We start from the raw sequence: 18,365 nt of genomic DNA on the forward strand, positions 1-18,365 counted from the left end.
ACATGAACACCCTGAGACAGACCGCCATCGGCGCGCTGCTGGCCGCCAGCACCATGATGACCGCGCTGCCCGCCAGCGCCGAGACCCTGACCTTTGTCAGCTGGATGAAGGACGAACCCGGCTACGGCGACTGGTGGAACGAGATCATCGCCGAATTCGAGGAAACCCACGACGGGGTGACCATCAACATGTCGCGCGTGAGCCGCGCCGAATATGCCGACACCATGTTCACCATGTTCGCCGGCGGCAACCCGCCCGACATCGTGCATCTTGCGGCCTTTGAGTTCCAGCCCTTCGCCAACGAGGGCTGGATGGAGCCGCTGGGCCCCTGGATCGAGAAGTCCGGTCTCGACATGGAAGGCTGGGCCGGCCAGTCGACCTGCGAGTGGGAGGGGGAAACCGTCTGCATCATGCTGCTCTATACCGGGTTCGTGATGGCCTATAACGAGGCGATCTTCGAGGCGGCCGGGATGGAGGTTCCGACTGATTGGGACAGCTATCTGACGGCAGCGAAAGAGCTGCGCAAGGACACCGACGGCGACGGCATCCTTGACCAATACGGCATCGCGTTGCCGTTCGACGATCCGGCCAGCGTCATGCAGGAGGCGCTGAACTTCGTGCTCGACACCGGCGGCAGCTGGACCGTGGATGGCGAGCCTGCCTTTGACCGGCCCGAGGTGGTCGAAGGCCTGGCGCGCTACAAGACGCTGTTCCGCGACAGCCTGACCCCGAAAGAGCTGTCGTCGGCCGACGTGCGCCAGCTTCTGCTCGAGGGCCGGTTGGCGATGACCGTCGATGGCGGCTGGATCAACAACACCTTCCGCAGCGCCGCCCCTGAGGTGCAGCAGCACCTGAAGATCACCCAGTCGCCGTTCTCGCCGCCGCTGGGGGGCACCTCCAACGTGCTGGGCATGTCCGCCGACATGTCGGACGAGAAGAAACAGCTGGTCTGGGACTTCATCGAGATGACCGCCTCGCCGAAATACCAGCAGCGGTTTGCGGAATGGGCCAAGACACCGGCGCCGCGGCCCGGCGTGGACTATACCCAGCTGAAGGCCGGCAACCCGTCGTTCGAGGTTCTGGCCAAGGCGGCCGAGGATGCGGCCGCGGCCAATGTCGACCGTCTGCCCAAGGGGCTGGAGCTGCAGAACAACGAGGTGGTCAAGGTCTTCTACAAGGTTGCCCAGCAGATGATCTTGCAGAATCTTGATCCCGCGGAGGCCGCGACGCGCCTTCAGGATGAAGTCTCGCGCATCAAGGACTGACCTTTCAGCCAACAGGCCGGCGCCCCGAAGGGGGGCCGGCCACACAAGGGCAAGGACCAAATGACCGACACAACCACCCCCCATCGCGCCGGATCGGCGGGCGGGCTGATCCCCTCCATCGATTTCAGCGCGCCGCGCCACCGCGCCAAGTTCGGCTACCTGCTGCTGGCGCCGGCGGTGCTGCTGATGGCCGTGATCATCGTCTATCCGATCATCCTGTCCGTCAGCATTTCAATGCAGGACGTGCGCATTGCGCGCATCGGCGACGGCGCCGAACCCTGGACGCTGGACAACTACAAATGGTTGTTCGGCTCGGGGGAGACCTGGCAGGCGCTCTGGGTCACCTTCAAGCTGGTGGCGGTGGTCGGCGGCCTGTCGGTGATCATCGGCTTTGCCACGGCCCTGCTGGTGAACCAGAAATTTCGCGGCCGCACCGCCGCGCGGCTGTTCGTGGCGCTGCCCTGGGCGGTGCCCGAGGTGGTGGCGACGGTGATCTGGGCCTGGATGCTCGACAGCTCTTTCGGGCTGGTCAACTGGGTGCTGCTGAGGACGGGCATGGTGACGGAGCCGATCGCCTTCGGCTCGGACCCCACCGCCGCCTTTGCCGCGGTCTGTTTCGTGATGATCTGGAAGGGCTATCCGCTGATGTCGATCATGCTGCTGGCCGGGCTGCAATCGATCCCGGAAGAACAGTACCAGGCCGCCAAGGTGGACGGCGCGGGCGTGTTCCAGCGGTTCTGGTACATTACCCTGCCCAACATGCTGCCGGTGGTGGGCGTGACCATGGTGATGACGACGCTGTGGGTCTTCCGCGACTTTGCCATCATTCATGTGCTGACCCAGGGCGGGCCGCTGGGCGCGACGACGACCCTGTCGATCCTGACCTTCGAGCAGAGCTTCGAATTTTTCCGCATGGGGCAGGGGGCCGCCGTGGGTGTGCTGACCATGGTGCTCTGCGCGATCATCAGCCGCGCGCTTGTCGGGCGTCTGGCGAAATCGGTTCACTGAGGAGCGCGAGATGCAAAAGAGACACCCGCTGGCAACTTTCGCGCTTTACGCTTCGGTCCTGGTGACCTGCGCGATCCTGCTCTTTCCGATCTACTGGATGGTGGTGACGGCGCTGCAGCCGTCATCGAACCTGCGCGCCTATCCGCCGCAATTCTGGCCCGCCGACCCGCAGTGGAACGTGTTTGCCGATCTGCTGGCAAAACACCCCTTCGTGCTGTGGTTCTCCAACACGATCCTGATCGCCTTCGCCACCATGACCCTGTCGCTGGCGGTCTCGATCCTTGCCGCCTATGCGCTGTCGCGGTTCCGGCTGCGTGGCGGCACCGGGCTGGGGCTGTTCATCCTGACCTCCAAGATGCTGCCTGCGACGCTGCTGATCATCCCGCTGTTCGCGATCTTCCGCTCGACCGGGCTTGTCGGCTCGCTCTGGTCGGTGGTGATCGCGCAGGCGACGCTGATCGTGCCGTTCTGTACCTGGATGCTGAAGGGCTATTTCGACACCATGCCGCCCGAGCTGGAACAGGCTGCGCTGGTCGATGGCTGTTCGCCGCTGGGCACGATCTTTCGCATCGTGCTGCCGGTCGCGGCCCCGGGGCTGGCGGCCACCGCGCTCTATGCCTTCGTGGTCAGCTGGTCGGACTTCCTGTTCGGCCGGACCTTCCTGACCACCAATGATGAAAGCTGGACGTTGCAGATGGGCATTGCCTCGCTCAAGGGCGAGTTCGTGACCGAGTGGAACGTCATCATGGCCGGTTCGATCATGGCTTCGATCCCGATCATCATCGTCTATCTTTTCCTTGAACGTTTCCTCGTCGGTGGTCTTGCCGCCGGGTCCGAGAAGTAACGGAGCAACTGCAATGGCAACCGTCCAATTCGAACAGATCACCAAGAGCTATGGCGCGGTCGAAGCGATCCGCAATTTCAATCTCGACATCGCGGATGGCGAATTCTGTGTCTTTGTCGGCCCCTCGGGATGCGGCAAGTCCACCGCGCTGAAGATGCTGGCCGGGCTGGAGGCCACCTCGGGCGGCACCATCAGCATCGGCGGCCGCGATGTCACCGAGCTTGGCCCCGGCAAGCGCGATATCGCCATGGTGTTCCAGAACTACGCGCTCTACCCGCATATGTCGGTGCGCAAGAACATCGGCTTCGGACTCAAGATGCACAACATGGCCTCCTCCGAGATCGACCGCCGGGTCGAGGAGGCCGCCCGCCTGCTGGAGTTGACCCCCTATCTCGACCGCAAGCCGCGCGCGTTGTCGGGTGGCCAGCGCCAACGGGTGGCGTTGGGGCGCGCCATCGTGCGCGAACCTGCGGCCTTCCTGATGGACGAGCCGCTGTCGAACCTCGACGCCAAGCTGCGGGTGCAGACCCGGTCCGAGATCGTCAAGCTGCAGCGCCGGCTCGGGGTGACGACGATCTATGTCACCCACGACCAGACCGAGGCGCTGACCATGGCCGACAAGATCGTGGTGATGAAAGGCGGCGAGATACAGCAGGTCGGCAGCGCCGAAGAGCTGTTTCACACCCCGGTCAACGTCTTTGTCGCCGGCTTCATCGGCTCGCCGGGGATGAACTTCTTTCACGGCCGGGTCGAGAGCGGCGCGCGCGGCCCGGTCACCCGCTTCGGCGGCCAGCACATCCCGCTGCCCGACAGCTGTGCCGGCATGTCCGGACGCGACATGATCTTCGGCATCCGCCCCGAGCACATCCGGGTGGGCCTTGAGGGCCCCGACGTGGGCCTGTCGCTGGTCGAGAACCTCGGCACCGAGAAGATCCTGCATTTCCACACCCCCGCCGAGAACGTGCTCGAGCTCGACCGGACGCAGCTTGGCGCCGATGAGGAGCGCGACGCCCAGACCATGCTGATCCGGGTGATCGACGACCGCCGCTACAGCGAGGCCGAGACCCTTTCGCTCGCTTTCCCGGTGGAGAAACTTCATGTATTCGATCCCGATACCCACGCGGCCGCAGGATGAGCGCTTGAACAGGTTCGACGACATTGCAGAGCGGTTTCCCGGTGCCGGCACGCTGGTCAAGGGGATCCAGATCATCGAGATCCTCGACCAGATCGGCCGGCCCGCCACCTCGGCCGAGCTCTTGGCCGAGACCGGTCTGCCCAAGGCGACGCTCTACCGGCTGATCGGCGCGCTGGTGGCCTTTGGCTATATCCGCCACGACAGCCGGCTCAAGACCTATGCCCTGGGCCACCGGCTGATCGAACTGGCGGGCAAGTCGATGGCGTCGTTTGACCTGCGCACCGCCGCCGAGACCGAGGTGCTGCGCCTGTCGAAGGCGCTGAACGAGACGGTGAGCCTGGCGGTGATGGAGGGCGACCGGATCATCTATGTCGACGTGCGCCGGCCGTCCAACCCGCTGGCCATCGGCGTCGAGATCGGCCGCGAACTGCCTGCCAGACAGAGCGCCTCGGGCCATGCCATCCTCTCGGCGCTGCCGCCGCACCAGGTCAACGGGATCATCGGCGGGCTGACGTCCGAAGAGCAATCGGCGCTTCTGGCGGATTTCGCCATTTCCCGCGCGCGCGGCTATTCGATCGCCAACTCGCGCACGCTTGACGGTGTGGTGGTGATCGCCGTGCCGGTCAACGGCCCGCCCGGCATGGGCCATGGCGCCATTGTCGTCACCGCGCTGGCCAGCCGGCTGACCTATGAACGCCGCCACGTGATCGGCCGCGACCTGATGGAGGCCGCGCGCCGCGTCATGGGCAATATCGGGAGCGCCCCAGTGAGCATCACCGCCAACCCCCGCCGCACCGCCCATGTCGAGGAGGGGCTGGAGTGCCTCGCCACCGCCGGTGCCATCGTCGGCGAGGGCCCGGTCTGGGACGCCCGCGAAGGCGTGCTGCACTGGGTCGATGTCGCCGCGCCCGCCTTTCACGTCTATGACCCGAAAACCGGCGAGGACCGGATGGCGCATGCGCCCTACCTGGTCTCGGCGGTGCTGCCTTCGGATGATGGCCGCATGGTGGCGCTGACGCAGAACGGGCTCGAGCAGTACGACCCGGTCACCCACAGGCTGCAGACCATCCACAACCCCGAAGCGCATCTGCCCTCGAACCGGTTCAACGACGCCAAGACCGACAGCCGCGGCCGGGTCTGGACCGGTTCGATGAGCCTCGATGCCTCGATGCCCTCGGGCTCGCTCTACCGGTTTGACCGTGGCGACAGCGCGCGGGCGATGGATGGCGGCTTCCAGGTCTCGAACGGCCTCGACTGGAGTCCGGACGGGCGGACGTTCTATTTCACCGACACCGCGCTCGGCATCGTCTTTGCCTATGATTACGACAGCGACAGCGGTGCCCTGTCCAAGCGCCGCAGCTTCCTGAACTTCGACCCTGCCGAGGGCAAGCCCGACGGGCTCTGCGTCGACAGCGAGGGCAATCTCTGGGTGGCGCTCTGGGATGGCTGGCGGGTCGCCTGCTACGGCCCGGACGGCAGCCTGAAACGCGAGATCGACATGCCGGTGCCACGGCCGACCAGCTGCTGTTTCGGCGGAGACGACATGACGCGCCTGTTCATCACCAGCGCCTCGATCCGCCTGCCGGCCAGCGTGCTGGAAGAGGCGCCGCTTTCCGGCGCGCTCTTTGCCATCGATGTCGGCGTGGCGGGGCAGAGGGTCAACGAGGTGGCGCTGTGAGCCTAGCGTACGCCGAGTTTGCCGACTGTCACGTGATGGTCACCGGCGCCGCCTCTGGCATCGGCCGGGCGACGGCGCTGGCGTTCGCGGCGCAGGGCGCGCGGGTAACCGCGGTGGACCTGAACGCCCGGGGGCTGGCCGAAACGGCGGGCCTGTCGTCCGGCATCGAGACCCGGACCTGCGACCTGACCGACACCGATGCCCTGCGGGCGATGCATGCCGCGGCGACAGAGACGCAGGGCGCGCTGCGGGTGCTGGTCAACAACGCCGGCGTCGACCGGCGGATCGCCTTCGACGACCAGACCGAGGCCGACTGGCGCTGGATGCTGGCGGCGAACCTCGATCACCACGCCCTGCTGGCGTCGCTCTCGGCGCCCCGCATGGCAGAGGCCGGCGGCGGGGCGATCGTCAACCTGTCGTCGACCGCCTGGATGAAGCTGGCCGGCAACCTGACCGCCTATCACACCGCCAAGGCCGGCATCGTCGGGTTGACCCGCGGGCTGGCGCGCGATCTCGGGCCTCGCGGCATCCGCGCCAATGCGATCGCGCCGGGCCGGGTGGTGACCGAACGGGTGGCAGGACAGGTCAGCGCCGATTGGGAGGCCGAGACCCGGGCGCTGCAATGCATCCCCGACCTGATCCGCCCCTCTGACATCGCCGACAGCGCGCTCTGGCTCGCTTCGTCCGGCGCGCGGATGGTCACCGGGCAATGCCTCGTGGTCGACGGCGGGGTTGTGTGAGCCCCGCGGCCGACCGTCGCCGTGATGGTTGAGCATGGCGGTCCCGGACGGACCACCCACCGCCGGCTTGACCGGGTCAGGACGCGGCTCCGGTCGCTGAGCCCACGCGCGGCAAACGGGCCGAGAGCATCTTGGAGAACCGCCGGCCGAGCGGCGTGCTGATGTGGCCGGCGCGGCGGACGATGCCGACCTCGCGGCGAAAGGCGAAGCCTTCGAGGCGGAACTGGCCGAAGCCCTGGAACCCGGGCTTGTTGACCGGCGACTCGGGCGCCATGCTCAGGTACCGGGTCTCTGACAGGAACTGGCGGATCAACTGGTCGGCGTTGGTGGTGACCTTCACCTTCGGCTTGCGCTTCAGGGTCGACAGGAAATAGGCATCCAGCGCGGCGCGGCCCGGCTCTTCCAGGTCAGGCACGATCCATTCGCTGTCGCGGCATTTCGCAGGCGCCACCACCTGGCCGGCAAAGGGATGCCGGGGCGAGCAGATGCCGACGAAGGCATCCGAGAACATCAGGTCCACCGCGAAGGCCGGGTCGGTCATCTCGTTGTTGGCCATACCGAGATAGAACTCGATCCGATTGGCCAAGAGCGCCTGTCGCAGGTTGTGGCCATGGTCGGTGATCACCTTGAACTGCACGTTCGGCGCCTCGCGCTCCAGCTCGAGGATGGTGTCGCTGACGATCTGCACAAAGGCCGCGCCGACCCCGATCGCCACCGTGCCGGAAGAGCCCGCCGCCACCGCCGCCATCTCGGCCCGGCTTTCGGCCTCGTCCAGCAGCAACCGTCGGGCGTGCGGCTCGAGCGTGAGGGCAAAGGCCGTCGGTCTGACACCGCGCGGCAGGCGGCGGAACAGCTCGACCCCGTAATAGCTCTCCAGCGCGCCGATGCTCTTGCTCAGGGCCGGCTGGCTGAGGTTCAGCTTGCGCGCCGCCTCGAGCAGGCTGGCGCTTTCGAGCACCGCGATGAAGTGACTGTACTGTCGCAGATTGATCATGTCTCATCCACCGGTTTCGGTGCCCACGATATAGCCAAAAGTTTCATAGATGAACAAAAAAGAAGTTAGTAGTTTTACCTCTTTGCAGGCACCATAGGCGCAGTCTCAAGGGAGGAAACCATGGGCTTCACACCGATCACCACGCGGGCGATCTCATTCGCCGTCGCAGCGTCACTTGCGGTCTTTGCCGCGCCGGAGAGCCGGGCACAGACTCAGGACCCGATCAACATCGTCATCAACCAGTCGCCCTGGCTGGAAGGTTTCGCCAATATCGTCGACCTTTACGAAGAGCAGACCGGCAATTCCGCCTCGCTCGACGTGAACCCCTATGCCGGCAGCCTGGAAAAGCAGCGCAACGCCGTGCGCGCCGGCGAGAGCGAATATGACATTCTGATCGTCAACGGCATCTTTTACCCCGAAATGTACCAGGGCGGGTTTCTTGAACCGCTGACCAATATCGACCCGGAGTTCGCGCTCGACCCGCAGGTCTACACCTTCGACGACACGGTGTATTACGACAGCGAGAACAAGACGGTGAACGCCGAGACCGGCGATCTGCTGACCATTCCGGTCAACCCCAACATCACCATGATGTTCTACCGCGCCGACCTCTATGAAAAGCACGGGCTGGAGATCCCCGAGACCTGGGAAGAGCTTCTGGCCAACGCCAAGGCGATCCAGGAGGCCGAGGGCATGGTCGGCATGATGCAGCGCGCGGCGCGGGCGACCATCTCGATCAGCTGGGACTACTGGCCCTACATGAACAGCTATGGCGGCTCGCTGTTCCGCGACGAGGGCAACGGCGATTTCTTCGTGACGCTGAACAGCCCCGAGGCGCTTGAGGCGTTGAAGATGTACCTCAAGATCGCCGAAGAAGCCGGCCCGGACAATCCGGCCTCGATGGACCAGGCGACGCTGATCCAGTACCTGGTGACCGGTCAGGCGGCGCATGCGATTCTGCCGGTGGCGGCGCAGTCGCAGATGGACGATCCCAACAAATCCGCGGTGGTCGACAAGATCGGCTACATGAACCTGCCGGCGGGTCCGGGCGGCGAACCGGCCCCCGCGATCGGCCATTGGCTGGGCGGCATCCCGAAGAACATCCCCGACAGCCGCAAGCAGGCGGCGCTGGCCTTCCTCGACTGGTTCCAGCAGCCCGAGACGCAGGTGGCCTACGCCGAGATGGGCGGCTCGCCGGTCAGCGCGGCCGCCTATGAGGGCGACTTCGCCGAGCAGCCCGAGAACCGCTACATGCCGGTGATGCGCGAGGCGCTGCCCACCGCGCGGCGGATGTGGACCATCCCCGAGGGCGCCGAGATCGTCGCGGTGACCGAGGTCGGTCTCAACCGTGCCGTGGCCGGCGAGATCGGCCCGGTCGAGGCGCTGAACTCAATGGCGGCCGAGATCGAGAAGATCATGCAGGATGCCGGCTACGAGACCGGCCGTCTGCCCGATCTGACCGACTGAACCCAGCCCACGACGTGAACTGACACCAACGGGCCGCCCTGCGGCGGCCCGCCTGAAACCGGCCCGCCTGCCCGCATCGCAGAGGCAGCGGCCAAACTTACTGGACATGACAATGGCAACGGTCAAAGCCAGCGGCCCGGTCAGGTTGATGACCGTTCTGCCGGCGCTTCTCTTCCTCGTTCTGCTGTCGGCGCTGCCGCTGGCCAACCTGCTGGCGCTCAGCTTCGCCAAGGTCAGCTGGGTCGAGGGCCAGGCCCAATGGGATTGGGTCGGGCTGTCGAATTACACCGCTCTGGCCGAGGACGCGCTGTTCAAGGCCGGCATCCTCAACACGCTGATCCTGGTCGTGGTGGCCACCACCCTGCAAGTGGGCATCGGCCTGGCGCTGGCGCTGATCTGCTCGCGGCTGGGGCGGGGGGCCAAGGCCTACCGGACGCTGTTCCTGCTGCCGATCCTGATCCCCGGCATCATCATCGGCGCGATCTGGAAGCTGATGTACAACACGCAGTTCGGCATCATCAACCAGACGCTGGGGCTGGTGGGCCTCGGACCGGTGGACTGGCTGGGCTCGTCCTCGCTGGCGCTGGGCTCGGTGATCGCGGTCGACGTCTGGCACTGGACGCCGTTTTCCTTCCTGCTGCTGCTGGCCGCGGTCGAGGCCCTGCCACGCGACGTCTTCGAGGCGGCGCAGATCGACGGGGCAGGGGCGTGGCGCACCTTCCGCAGGATCACCCTGCCGCTCCTGTGGCCCGCGATCTTCACCACTTTCGTGTTCCGCGCGATCATTGCCTTCAAGGTGTTTGACGAGGTCTACCTGCTGACCGGCGGCGGCCCCGGCACCTCGACCCAGGTGATCAGCTTCACCATCTACCAACGCTTCTTCGTGCAGGACAGCGCGGGCTACGGCGCGGCGATGTCCGTGGTCGTGATGTTCCTTGTCGCCCTTGTCATCGGTGTCGCGATGACCCGTCAGAAAGCGAGAACACAATGAGCGTTTCCGCCCGCCGCTTCACCTCGCGCCGCGCCGTGACCATCATCCTGCATGGCGCGCTGATCGCCGCCGCCGTGCTGACCCTCGCGCCGTTCCTCTGGATCGCGCTGGCCTCGCTGAAGACGCAGATCGCGCTCCTGATGGGGACGGTCACCTTCAAGCCGGTGGCGATGAACTATGCCGAGGTGCTGTTCGGCAATACCTCGACCTTCAGCCGCAATTTCCTGAATTCGGTCATCGTCGCCTCGGTCAGCACGGTGATCGCGCTGAGCGTCGGTTTCCTCGCCGGGTATTCGCTGCTGCGGATGCGCTGGCCGCGCGCGGTGGTGAACCTGTTCCTGCTCTGGGCGGTGGTCTTCAACCTTGTGCCGCCGGTGACGCTGGCCGGGGCCTGGTACGAGGTGTTCCGCCACGTCGGCCTGACCAACTCGCTGACCGCTCTGATCCTTGCCCATACCACGCTGCACCTTCCGATGGCGCTCTGGCTCTTGTCGTCCTTCCTGCGCGAGATCCCGAATGAACTGGAAGAGGCGGCGGTTGTCGATGGCGCAGGCTTCGTCCGGCTGATGCGCCGCATCGTGGTGCCAATCATGATGCCGGGACTGGTGTCGACCGGCATCCTGATCTTCATCTTCTCGTGGAACGAGTTCCCGGTCGCTCTGGCGCTGACCAACAACCAGTCGGCCACCGTGCCGGTGGGCATCGCCAAGTTCGCCCAGGAGAACGAGATCAAGTACACCCAGATGGCCGCGGCCTCGGTGCTCTCGGCGATCCCGGCGCTGCTGGTGCTGATCTTCTGCCAGCGCTTCATCGTGAAGGGCCTGACGGCGGGGGCGGTGAAATGAGCGCGTCTTTGACCGAGCTGCGCCGCCGCCACGCCAGCCTCGACGCCTATGCCGGCACCCGGCTGGTGACGCTCGAGGACGGCGCGGGCCGGGGCCTGCGGGTGATCGAGATGCGCTCTGGCGGCGGGCTGGAGGCGGAGATCGTCATCGACCGGAGCTTCGACATCGGCCGGCTTGTGCGCGACGGCGACACCGTGTCCTGGCACACCCCCAACGGTTATCGTCACCCAGCGCTGATCGATGCGCAGGCCGAGGGCGGGCAGGGCTACCTGCGCGGTCTCTCGGGGTTCCTCTCGACCTGCGGCTTCGACCATATCCGCCAGCCCGAGACCGCCCCGGCGCGCGATCTGCCGCTTTATCCGGGCGAGACGATCACCTATCCGCTGCATGGCCATGGCGCGCATCAGCCTGCCCGGTTGATCGGCCACGGCCTTTGCGAGACCGGCGAGGTGCCGCATCTGTGGTGCGAGGGCGAGGTGATCCAGTCGATGACCTTTGGCGGCGCGCTGCGCCTGCGGCGGCGGATCGAGATGGACTTGGGCGGCAACACCCTGCGGCTGCGCGACCGGGTCGACAATATCGGACCGCATCCGGCGCACAGCATGATGCTTTATCATTTCAACCTCGGCCATCCGCTGGTGGATGCCGAAAGCCGGCTTGATCCCGGACCCGCCGAGGCTTTGTGGCAGAGCCTGCCGCATGATCCCCGCGCGCCGTTCGGGGCCCCGTCGGACAGCTACCAGTCAGAGATATCGGTCCACCGGCCGCAGGCCCCCGGCATGGCCACCTGTCGCCTGACCAACCCGGCTCGCGGACTCGACCTTGCGATCGGCTTCGACACCGCGAGCCTGCCCTGCCTGCAACTTCTGCGCCTGCGGGGGGCCGGGTATTACATGGCCGGGATCGAGCCCTGCAGCACGGTGCATCGCTCGCGACAGGCGGCGCAGGAGGCCGGCGAACTGCCGGTACTGGCGCCCGGCGCGGCTCGCGACTTCGCCCTCGACATCTCGCTCACGCGAACCCACCCCCTGCCTCGGAAAGCCTAAGCCATGCGTGCGATCTTTGTCCTCTTCGACACCCTGAACCGCCATTGCCTCGAGCCCTATGGCGGCACCGATGTCGAGACCCCCAACTTCCGCCGCCTGGCCGACCGCTCGGTGCGGTTCGACAATCACTACGTCGGCTCGCTGCCCTGCATGCCGGCGCGGCGCGATCTGCAGACCGGGCGGCTGAACTTCCTGCATCGCAGCTGGGGCCCGCTGGAGCCGTTCGACGTGGCAATGACCGAGGTGCTGAAAACCGCCGGCGTCTACAGCCACATGATCACCGACCACTACCATTACCTCGAGGTCGGCGGCGCCGGCTATCTCAATGCCTTCAGCAGTTTCGAGGCGGTGCGCGGTCAGGAGGGCGATCGCTGGAAAGCCGAGTTGGCCGCGCCACTGGACGACTGGCGCCAAGCCTACCACCCGGCGCAGTTCAGCGACCGGCCCGGCGAGATGTTCTATCACAACATGGTCAACCGGGCCGAACGGCAGGACGAGGGCGACTTTCCCTCGGTGCAATGCTTCGACCTTGGCTGCGACTTCCTTGACCGCAATCACGGCGCCGACAACTGGTTCCTGCAGATCGAGACCTTCGATCCGCATGAACCCTTCGACGCGCCCGCGCGCCTGAAGGAGAAGTACAAGGCCGACGGTCCCGGTCCGGTCCGCGACTGGCCGCCCTACGCGCGGGTTACCGAGGACGCGGCCGAGGCCGGGGAGATGCGCGCCAACTACCGCGCGCTGCTGGCCCATTGCGACGAACAGCTGGGCCGGCTGCTCGACAAGATGGACGCGCTGGAGATGTGGGACGACACCATGCTGATCGTCTCGACCGATCACGGTTTCCTGACCGGCGAGCATGGCTGGTGGGCCAAGAACAAGATGCCCGCCTATCAGGAGATCGCGCATATTCCGCTGTTCATCCACCACCCGGCGCACGCAGAGGCCGACGGCAGCGCCCATGCCGGGCTGTTCCAGACCCCCGACCTGATGCCGACGATCCTCGAGGCCTTTGGCTGCGCGGTGCCCGAGGCGGTGCGCGGTCGGTCGCTGCTGCCGGCGCTGGCCGATCCGGACGACCCCGGCCATGAGGCGGTGATCTTCGGCTATTACGGCGGTGCGGTGAATGTCACCGACGGCCGGCACGTCCATTTCCGCTATCCCGAAGACATGCTGGGGCAGACGCTTTATCAATATACGCTGATGCCGTCGCACATGCTGGTGCCCTTCGGCCGGGAAGAGCTGGACGCCGCGACCCTGACCCGCGACCTCGAGTATGCGGCGGGCTACCCGGTGCTCAAGGTGCCGGTGCTGCCGTCCTCGGCGTGGTTCCAGTCGCATGGGCCGGCGGTGATGGAGCCCAGCGGATCGCTGCTCTACGACGTTGCGGCGGACCCGGCGCAGCAGGCCCCGGTGACCGACGCGCAAGCCGAGGCGCGGATGACAGACCTGATGATTTCCGAGATGGCGCGGCAGAGCGCGCCCCCGGAAGCCTTTGGCCGACTTGGCCTCAACCTGCATGAGGAGGCGTGACCATGGCGCGCATGACCATTCGTAACCTGCGCAAGGCCTTTGGCACGGTCGAGGTGCTGCACGGTCTGAACATCGACATTGCCGACGGCGAGTTCATCGCCGTTCTGGGCGAAAGTGGCTGCGGCAAGTCGACCTTCCTGCGCATCGTCGCCGGGCTCGAGGATGCCAGCACCGGCGAGATCGACATCGACGACCGCGACGTGACCCACCTGACCCCCAAGGAACGCGATATCGCCATGGTGTTCCAGACCTACGCGCTCTACCCCCACATGACGGTGCGCGAGAACATCGAGTTCCCGCTCGAGGTGCTGGGCCAGTCGCGCGAGGAGCGCACGCGGCGGTCTGACGAGGCGGCGGAGCTTCTCAACCTCGCCCCTTATCTCGACCGCAAGCCGCGCGATCTTTCTGGCGGGCAGCGGCAGCGGGTGTCAATGGCCCGCGCCATCGTGCGCGAGCCCAAAGTGTTTCTGTTCGACGAGCCGCTCAGCAACCTCGATGCCAAGCTGCGGGTGCAGATGCGCGGCGAGATCCGGCGGTTGCAGCAGCGTCTTGGCGTGACCGCGATCTACGTGACCCATGATCAGGTCGAGGCCTTGACCATGGCCGACCGGGTGATGCTGCTGAACGGCGGCCGGATCGAGCAGTTCGCGCCTCCGCTCGAGCTCTACGACCGGCCCGCCAGCCTGTTCACTGCCGGGTTCATTGGCAGCCCGCCGATGAACCTGGTCGAGGCCGGGGTGGTGGCGCCGGACCGGGTGGCGGCGCTCGGTGCGGAGTTCACCGTCGCCACCGGCGGCGCGCAGGCGGTGACGCTGGGCTTCCGGCCCGAGCATGTCGAGGTGGTGGAGAGCGGTCAGGGGCAGTTCACCGGCCGTGTCGAAAGCGCCGAGAACACCGGCGACCGGCTGATCATCGCTGTCGAGGTGGCGGGCCAGCTGCTCAACGTCAGCCTGTCGGAACGGCGCAGCCTGCGGGTCGGGGATGGCGTGGCCCTGTCGGTCCCGGCCGACCGCCTGCACCTGTTCGACCAAGCGACCGGGCTACGGATCGAGAGCGGCGCGGCGCATTAGGCGCGGCTGAAGGGGAGGCGCCCCGCCCGTTGCGGGGAGCCTCTCAGGCAGGGTTGCGCAGCGACAGGCTTTCGGCCAGCCGGATCAGGCTGTGCAGCGCGGCCTCGCGTTGCGCGTCGCCCGGTGCGTCGCCGGGGCGGCCGAGGTAGGCGCAGGTCAGCACCGCGACGGCGTCGCCGTTCGGGCCGGCGATCGGCACGCTCAGATCGGTGATGCCCACAACCTGGCCCGAGGCGCCCACCCGGTAGCCCTTGGCGCGGACCGCCTCGAGCGCGTCGCGGACCGGTGCCAGCCGCTCGGCTCCATTGGCGATGCCCCAGGTGCCCAGGGTCTCTTCCAGTCGCGCCGGATCCTGAAACGCCAGCAAGGTCTGGCCGGAGCCGGTGTTGAACAGGTCCATGCGGGCGCCGACCCGGGCGCAGAACTCCCAGTGAGAGATCGCGCTGGCCTGCGCCAGGATCACCGCCGAGCCGCGCTCGGGGATCGCCAGATGTACCGATTGACGCTGTTCAAGCGCGAAGGCGTCCATTCCGGGTTGGGCTTGGGCCACGAGCCGTCGTTGCGGCGGGTGGCCGGTGGCCACCAGAAACAGTTTCATCGTGAGCGCGTAGCGGTCGCCGCCGTCGAGCCGGGTGACATAGCCGCGCGCGATCAGCCGCTCCAGCATGCGGTACATCTGCGACGCGCTGACACCCATGGCCTCGCAGATCTCGGCGCGGGTCAGGCCGCGCACCTCTGAGGCCAGCACTTCGAGGATGTCGAGCCCGCGATCGAGCGCCGGGGCGCGGTAGCGGTCAGCGGTCTCTGCGGGGTCTCCTTCGGCCTGCCGTCGTTGTGCCATGTCACACTTCCTTTTTTCCTCAGGATCCGATCCTGCAGGCGTTGCGAAGTCAAGCGCGGGGTTGACTTCTAGTTCATATATAGACTATAGGACTAAATATGAATACTGATTTCGGAGGGAAGTCAGTGCATCTGGCAGACCGGAAGACACCGGTTCCGACCGCGGCGCAGGCCGCAGGGACCGTGGCGCACTTCTGATCTGACCGTAGCCGGGGAGGGGCGACGATGACACTCGTGGATTCACATTGCCATTTCTGGCAGCTGTCGCGCGGCGATTATGACTGGTTGGACGGTACCGGCGGACCGCTCGAGCCGATCCGCCGGGATTTCGCCCCGCAAGACTATCCCGGCACCGCCCGTCTGATCGCCGTGCAGGCCGCGCCGAGCGTGGCGGAGACGGAGTTCCTGCTGTCTCTCGCGGCACAAGACCCGCGCATTGCCGGTGTCGTCGGTTGGGTGGACCTGTCCGCCGCCGATGCCGCCGAGACGATCGCTTTTCTGTCGCAGAACCCGGTTTTCAAGGGCGTCCGGCCGATGCTGCAGGGTCTCGAAGACAGCGACTGGCTGGTCACCGCGGCCCGGCCGGAGGCCATCGCGGCCCTCAAAGCACACGGCCTGCGATTCGACGCGCTGGTCACCGAACGGCACCTGCCGATGCTGCAGCGGTTCGCTGCCGCCCATCCCGAGCTGCCGCTGGTCATCGACCATGCCGCCAAGCCGCAACCCGGTGCACGGCCGGCGTGGCATCAGGGCATGCAAGCCTTGGCCGGCCATGCCCATGTTCATTGCAAGCTCTCGGGCCTGCTCAATGAACTGTCCGACGCGGAGCGTGCCGACCCGCTGCCGGCGCTGCAGGCCATCTTCGCGCCGCTGCTGAACTGGTTCGGGCCGGAGCGTCTGATCTGGGGCAGCGACTGGCCGGTGCTGACGCTGGCCGGCTCCTGGCAGGGCTGGCGCGACCTGACCGAGACGCTGCTGGCGCCGCTCTCGGAGGCGGATCGCGCGGCGATCCTGCACCGCAATGCAACCCGATTCTATGGGGTGACCTGATGACAGAACTCGTGCGTATGGAAGGCGTCGACAAGCGCTTCCCCGGTGTCCACGCTCTCAAGGCCGTCGATTTCGACCTGCGGGCGGGCGAGGTTCACGCCCTGATGGGCGAGAACGGCGCCGGCAAATCGACCCTGATGAAATGCCTCTCGGGGATCTACCGGCCCGACGGCGGCCGCATCCTGGTCGACGGCAAGGAAGCCGACCTGACCGGGCCGAAGGCGGCGCAGGACCTCGGCATCGGCATCATCCATCAGGAACTTGCCCTGATGCGCGACCTGACCGTGGCCCAGAACATCTGGATCGGGCGCGAGCCGCGGCTCTCCTTCGGGCGGATCGACGAGGCGAAGCTCAACGCGGACGCCGCCGAGATCTTCGAGAGCATGAACGTCCGGATGGACCCGCGCACCCCGGTGTCGTCACTGACCGTGGCGCGCCAGCAGATGGTCGAGATCGCCAAGGCGCTGTCGTTCCGCTCGCGGGTGCTGATCATGGACGAACCGACCGCGGCGCTGACCAACAGCGAGATCAAGGAGCTCTTCACCATTATCCGCCGGCTGCGCGACGAGGGTGTGGGGATCATCTACATCAGCCACAAGATGGACGAGATCCGCCGCATCTCGGACCGGGTGACGGTGATGCGCGACGGCACCTATGTGGGCACGGTCGAGGCCGCCGAGACGCCGATCTCTGAGATCATCACCATGATGGTGGGCCGCGAAATCGCCGACGAGACGGTGCAGATCCCCGACCTGTCGCAGGCCGAGATGGCGCTGGAAGTGCGTCACCTCAGCCGCGGGCGCGAGCTGCATGACATCAGCTTCGACCTGAAAAAGGGCGAGATCCTCGGCTTTGCCGGGCTGATGGGGGCAGGGCGGACGGAACTGGCGCGCGCGATCTTCGGCGCCGAGCCGCCGGACGCGGGCGAGGTCATCGTGCACGGCCACCATGTCACCATCCGCAGCCCCTCCGACGCGGTGCAGGCCGGGATCGGCTACCTGTCGGAGGACCGCAAGCACTACGGGCTGGCGCTGGGGATGGACGTGCGGGCCAATATCGCGCTCGCCAGCATGGCGCGCTACCGCGACCGGCTGGGCCGGATCGAGGAACACCGGCTGGAAGACGTGGCGCGCGACTATATCGAGACGCTCAACATCCGCACGCCGCATGACCGTCAGGAGGTCCGGCTGTTGTCAGGTGGCAACCAGCAGAAGGTGGTGATCGCCAAGTGGCTGCTGCGCGACTGCGACATTCTCATTTTCGACGAGCCGACCCGCGGCATCGACGTCGGCGCCAAGGCCGAGATCTACCGGCTGATGGCTGACCTCGCCGACAGCGGCAAGGCGATCATCGTGATCTCCAGCGAATTGCCCGAGGTGCTGCGCGTGTCGCATCGCATCGCGGTGATGTGCGAAGGCCGGCTGACCGGCATTCTGCCCGGCGGCGCCTCGCAAGAAGACATCATGGCCCTCGCCACCCAGCGTGAAAGGATGACAGCGCAATGAGTTCCGCAGAGACCAACCCTGAAAAGGCCGGCGGCGCCAAGGCGGCCCGTCGCGGCGCGGCGCAGCAGAAGCTGCTGGCCTTCGCCAGCCTGATCGCGCTGGTGATCGTGTTTTCGCTGGCCAGCCCCAACTTCTTCCAGGTGTCCAATATCATGGCGATCCTGCAGGCGACCTCGGTCAACGGGGTGCTGGCGATCGGTGTGACGCTGATCATCATCACCGGCGGCATCGACCTGTCGATCGGCACGCTGATGACCTTTTGCGCGGTGATGACCGGCGTGGTGCTGACCTGGATGGGCGCGCCGCTGATCTTCGGCGTCTTTGCCGCCATCGGCACCGGCATGAGATCGGAAG

17 protein-coding genes are annotated in these 18,365 nt (G+C 66.4%); 15 read left to right on the top strand and 2 right to left on the bottom strand.

The window, feature by feature from the left end; all coding sequences use genetic code 11:
• Positions 1-2: 2 nt before the first annotated feature.
• The 6 genes from VOI27_RS06605 to VOI27_RS06630 are packed head-to-tail and all read left to right on the top strand — an operon-like array spanning position 3 to position 6,670.
• Positions 3-1,265: a sugar ABC transporter substrate-binding protein gene (locus VOI27_RS06605; protein ID WP_323764526.1), complete on the top strand. Its 1,263-nt coding sequence runs from the start codon at positions 3-5 to the stop codon at positions 1,263-1,265.
• Positions 1,266-1,325: 60 nt separating this feature from the next.
• Positions 1,326-2,273: a sugar ABC transporter permease gene (locus tag VOI27_RS06610; protein WP_323764527.1), complete on the top strand. Its 948-nt coding sequence runs from the start codon at positions 1,326-1,328 to the stop codon at positions 2,271-2,273.
• A 10-nt stretch (positions 2,274-2,283) separates the two neighbouring features.
• Positions 2,284-3,117: a carbohydrate ABC transporter permease gene (locus VOI27_RS06615; protein ID WP_323764528.1), complete on the top strand. Its 834-nt coding sequence runs from the start codon at positions 2,284-2,286 to the stop codon at positions 3,115-3,117.
• A gap of 13 nt (positions 3,118-3,130) precedes the next feature.
• Complete coding sequence (locus tag VOI27_RS06620; RefSeq protein ID WP_323764529.1) at positions 3,131-4,252, top strand: sn-glycerol-3-phosphate ABC transporter ATP-binding protein UgpC; 1,122 nt, start codon at positions 3,131-3,133, stop codon at positions 4,250-4,252.
• A 4-nt stretch (positions 4,253-4,256) separates the two neighbouring features.
• Positions 4,257-5,930, top strand: a complete 1,674-nt coding sequence (locus VOI27_RS06625) for an SMP-30/gluconolactonase/LRE family protein (RefSeq protein WP_323764530.1) — start codon at positions 4,257-4,259, stop codon at positions 5,928-5,930.
• Positions 5,927-6,670 (top strand): SDR family oxidoreductase, encoded by a 744-nt coding sequence (locus VOI27_RS06630; protein WP_323764531.1) that lies wholly within the window; start codon positions 5,927-5,929, stop codon positions 6,668-6,670. Before VOI27_RS06625 ends, VOI27_RS06630 begins: the two co-directional genes overlap by 4 nt.
• Positions 6,671-6,746: 76 nt before the next feature.
• On the opposite strand, the gene VOI27_RS06635 is transcribed toward VOI27_RS06630, so the two are convergent.
• Complete coding sequence (locus VOI27_RS06635; RefSeq protein ID WP_323764532.1) at positions 6,747-7,664, bottom strand: LysR family transcriptional regulator; 918 nt, start codon at positions 7,662-7,664, stop codon at positions 6,747-6,749.
• Positions 7,665-7,784: 120 nt separating this feature from the next.
• On the opposite strand from VOI27_RS06635, the gene VOI27_RS06640 reads away from it, so the two are divergent.
• From VOI27_RS06640 to VOI27_RS06665, 6 genes are all read left to right on the top strand, one after another.
• Positions 7,785-9,131 carry an ABC transporter substrate-binding protein gene (locus VOI27_RS06640; RefSeq protein WP_323764533.1) on the top strand — a complete coding sequence of 449 codons (1,347 nt, stop codon included), beginning with the start codon at positions 7,785-7,787 and terminating at the stop codon, positions 9,129-9,131.
• Positions 9,132-9,243: 112 nt separating this feature from the next.
• A complete protein-coding gene (locus VOI27_RS06645) occupies positions 9,244-10,122 on the top strand; it encodes a sugar ABC transporter permease (RefSeq protein ID WP_323764534.1) in 879 nt (292 codons plus the stop codon).
• Positions 10,119-10,967, top strand: a complete 849-nt coding sequence (locus VOI27_RS06650; RefSeq protein WP_323764535.1) for a carbohydrate ABC transporter permease — start codon at positions 10,119-10,121, stop codon at positions 10,965-10,967. Before VOI27_RS06645 ends, VOI27_RS06650 begins: the two co-directional genes overlap by 4 nt.
• On the top strand, positions 10,964-12,013 hold the full coding sequence (locus tag VOI27_RS06655; RefSeq protein WP_323764536.1) for a DUF4432 family protein: 1,050 nt from the start codon (positions 10,964-10,966) through the stop codon (positions 12,011-12,013). Before VOI27_RS06650 ends, VOI27_RS06655 begins: the two co-directional genes overlap by 4 nt.
• A gap of 3 nt (positions 12,014-12,016) precedes the next feature.
• Positions 12,017-13,546, top strand: coding sequence for a sulfatase (locus VOI27_RS06660; RefSeq protein ID WP_323764537.1), 1,530 nt, complete (start codon positions 12,017-12,019; stop codon positions 13,544-13,546).
• A 2-nt stretch (positions 13,547-13,548) separates the two neighbouring features.
• Entirely contained in the window at positions 13,549-14,616 is a 1,068-nt protein-coding gene (locus VOI27_RS06665) for a sn-glycerol-3-phosphate ABC transporter ATP-binding protein UgpC (protein WP_323764538.1), read from the top strand.
• A 43-nt stretch (positions 14,617-14,659) separates the two neighbouring features.
• Here VOI27_RS06665 and VOI27_RS06670 read toward each other — a convergent pair whose 3' ends face one another.
• Complete coding sequence (locus VOI27_RS06670) at positions 14,660-15,457, bottom strand: IclR family transcriptional regulator (RefSeq protein ID WP_323764539.1); 798 nt, start codon at positions 15,455-15,457, stop codon at positions 14,660-14,662.
• Between the two features lie 224 nt (positions 15,458-15,681).
• On the opposite strand from VOI27_RS06670, the gene VOI27_RS06675 reads away from it, so the two are divergent.
• The 3 genes from VOI27_RS06675 to VOI27_RS06685 form a co-directional block, all read left to right on the top strand.
• The gene (locus VOI27_RS06675; RefSeq protein ID WP_323764540.1) at positions 15,682-16,506 is read left to right on the top strand and encodes an amidohydrolase family protein; all 825 of its coding nucleotides are present in this window, start codon (positions 15,682-15,684) and stop codon (positions 16,504-16,506) included.
• On the top strand, positions 16,506-18,011 hold the full coding sequence (locus tag VOI27_RS06680) for a sugar ABC transporter ATP-binding protein (RefSeq protein WP_323764541.1): 1,506 nt from the start codon (positions 16,506-16,508) through the stop codon (positions 18,009-18,011). The genes VOI27_RS06675 and VOI27_RS06680 overlap by 1 nt, the downstream gene beginning before the upstream one ends.
• Positions 18,008-18,365, top strand: a 358-nt coding sequence (locus VOI27_RS06685) for an ABC transporter permease (RefSeq protein ID WP_416374647.1), incomplete at its 3' end; no start/stop codon positions are given. The genes VOI27_RS06680 and VOI27_RS06685, both read left to right, overlap by 4 nt.

The sequence above is a fragment of the Marinovum sp. genome (assembly GCF_034669705.1).
GTDB lineage: Bacteria > Pseudomonadota > Alphaproteobacteria > Rhodobacterales > Rhodobacteraceae > Marinovum.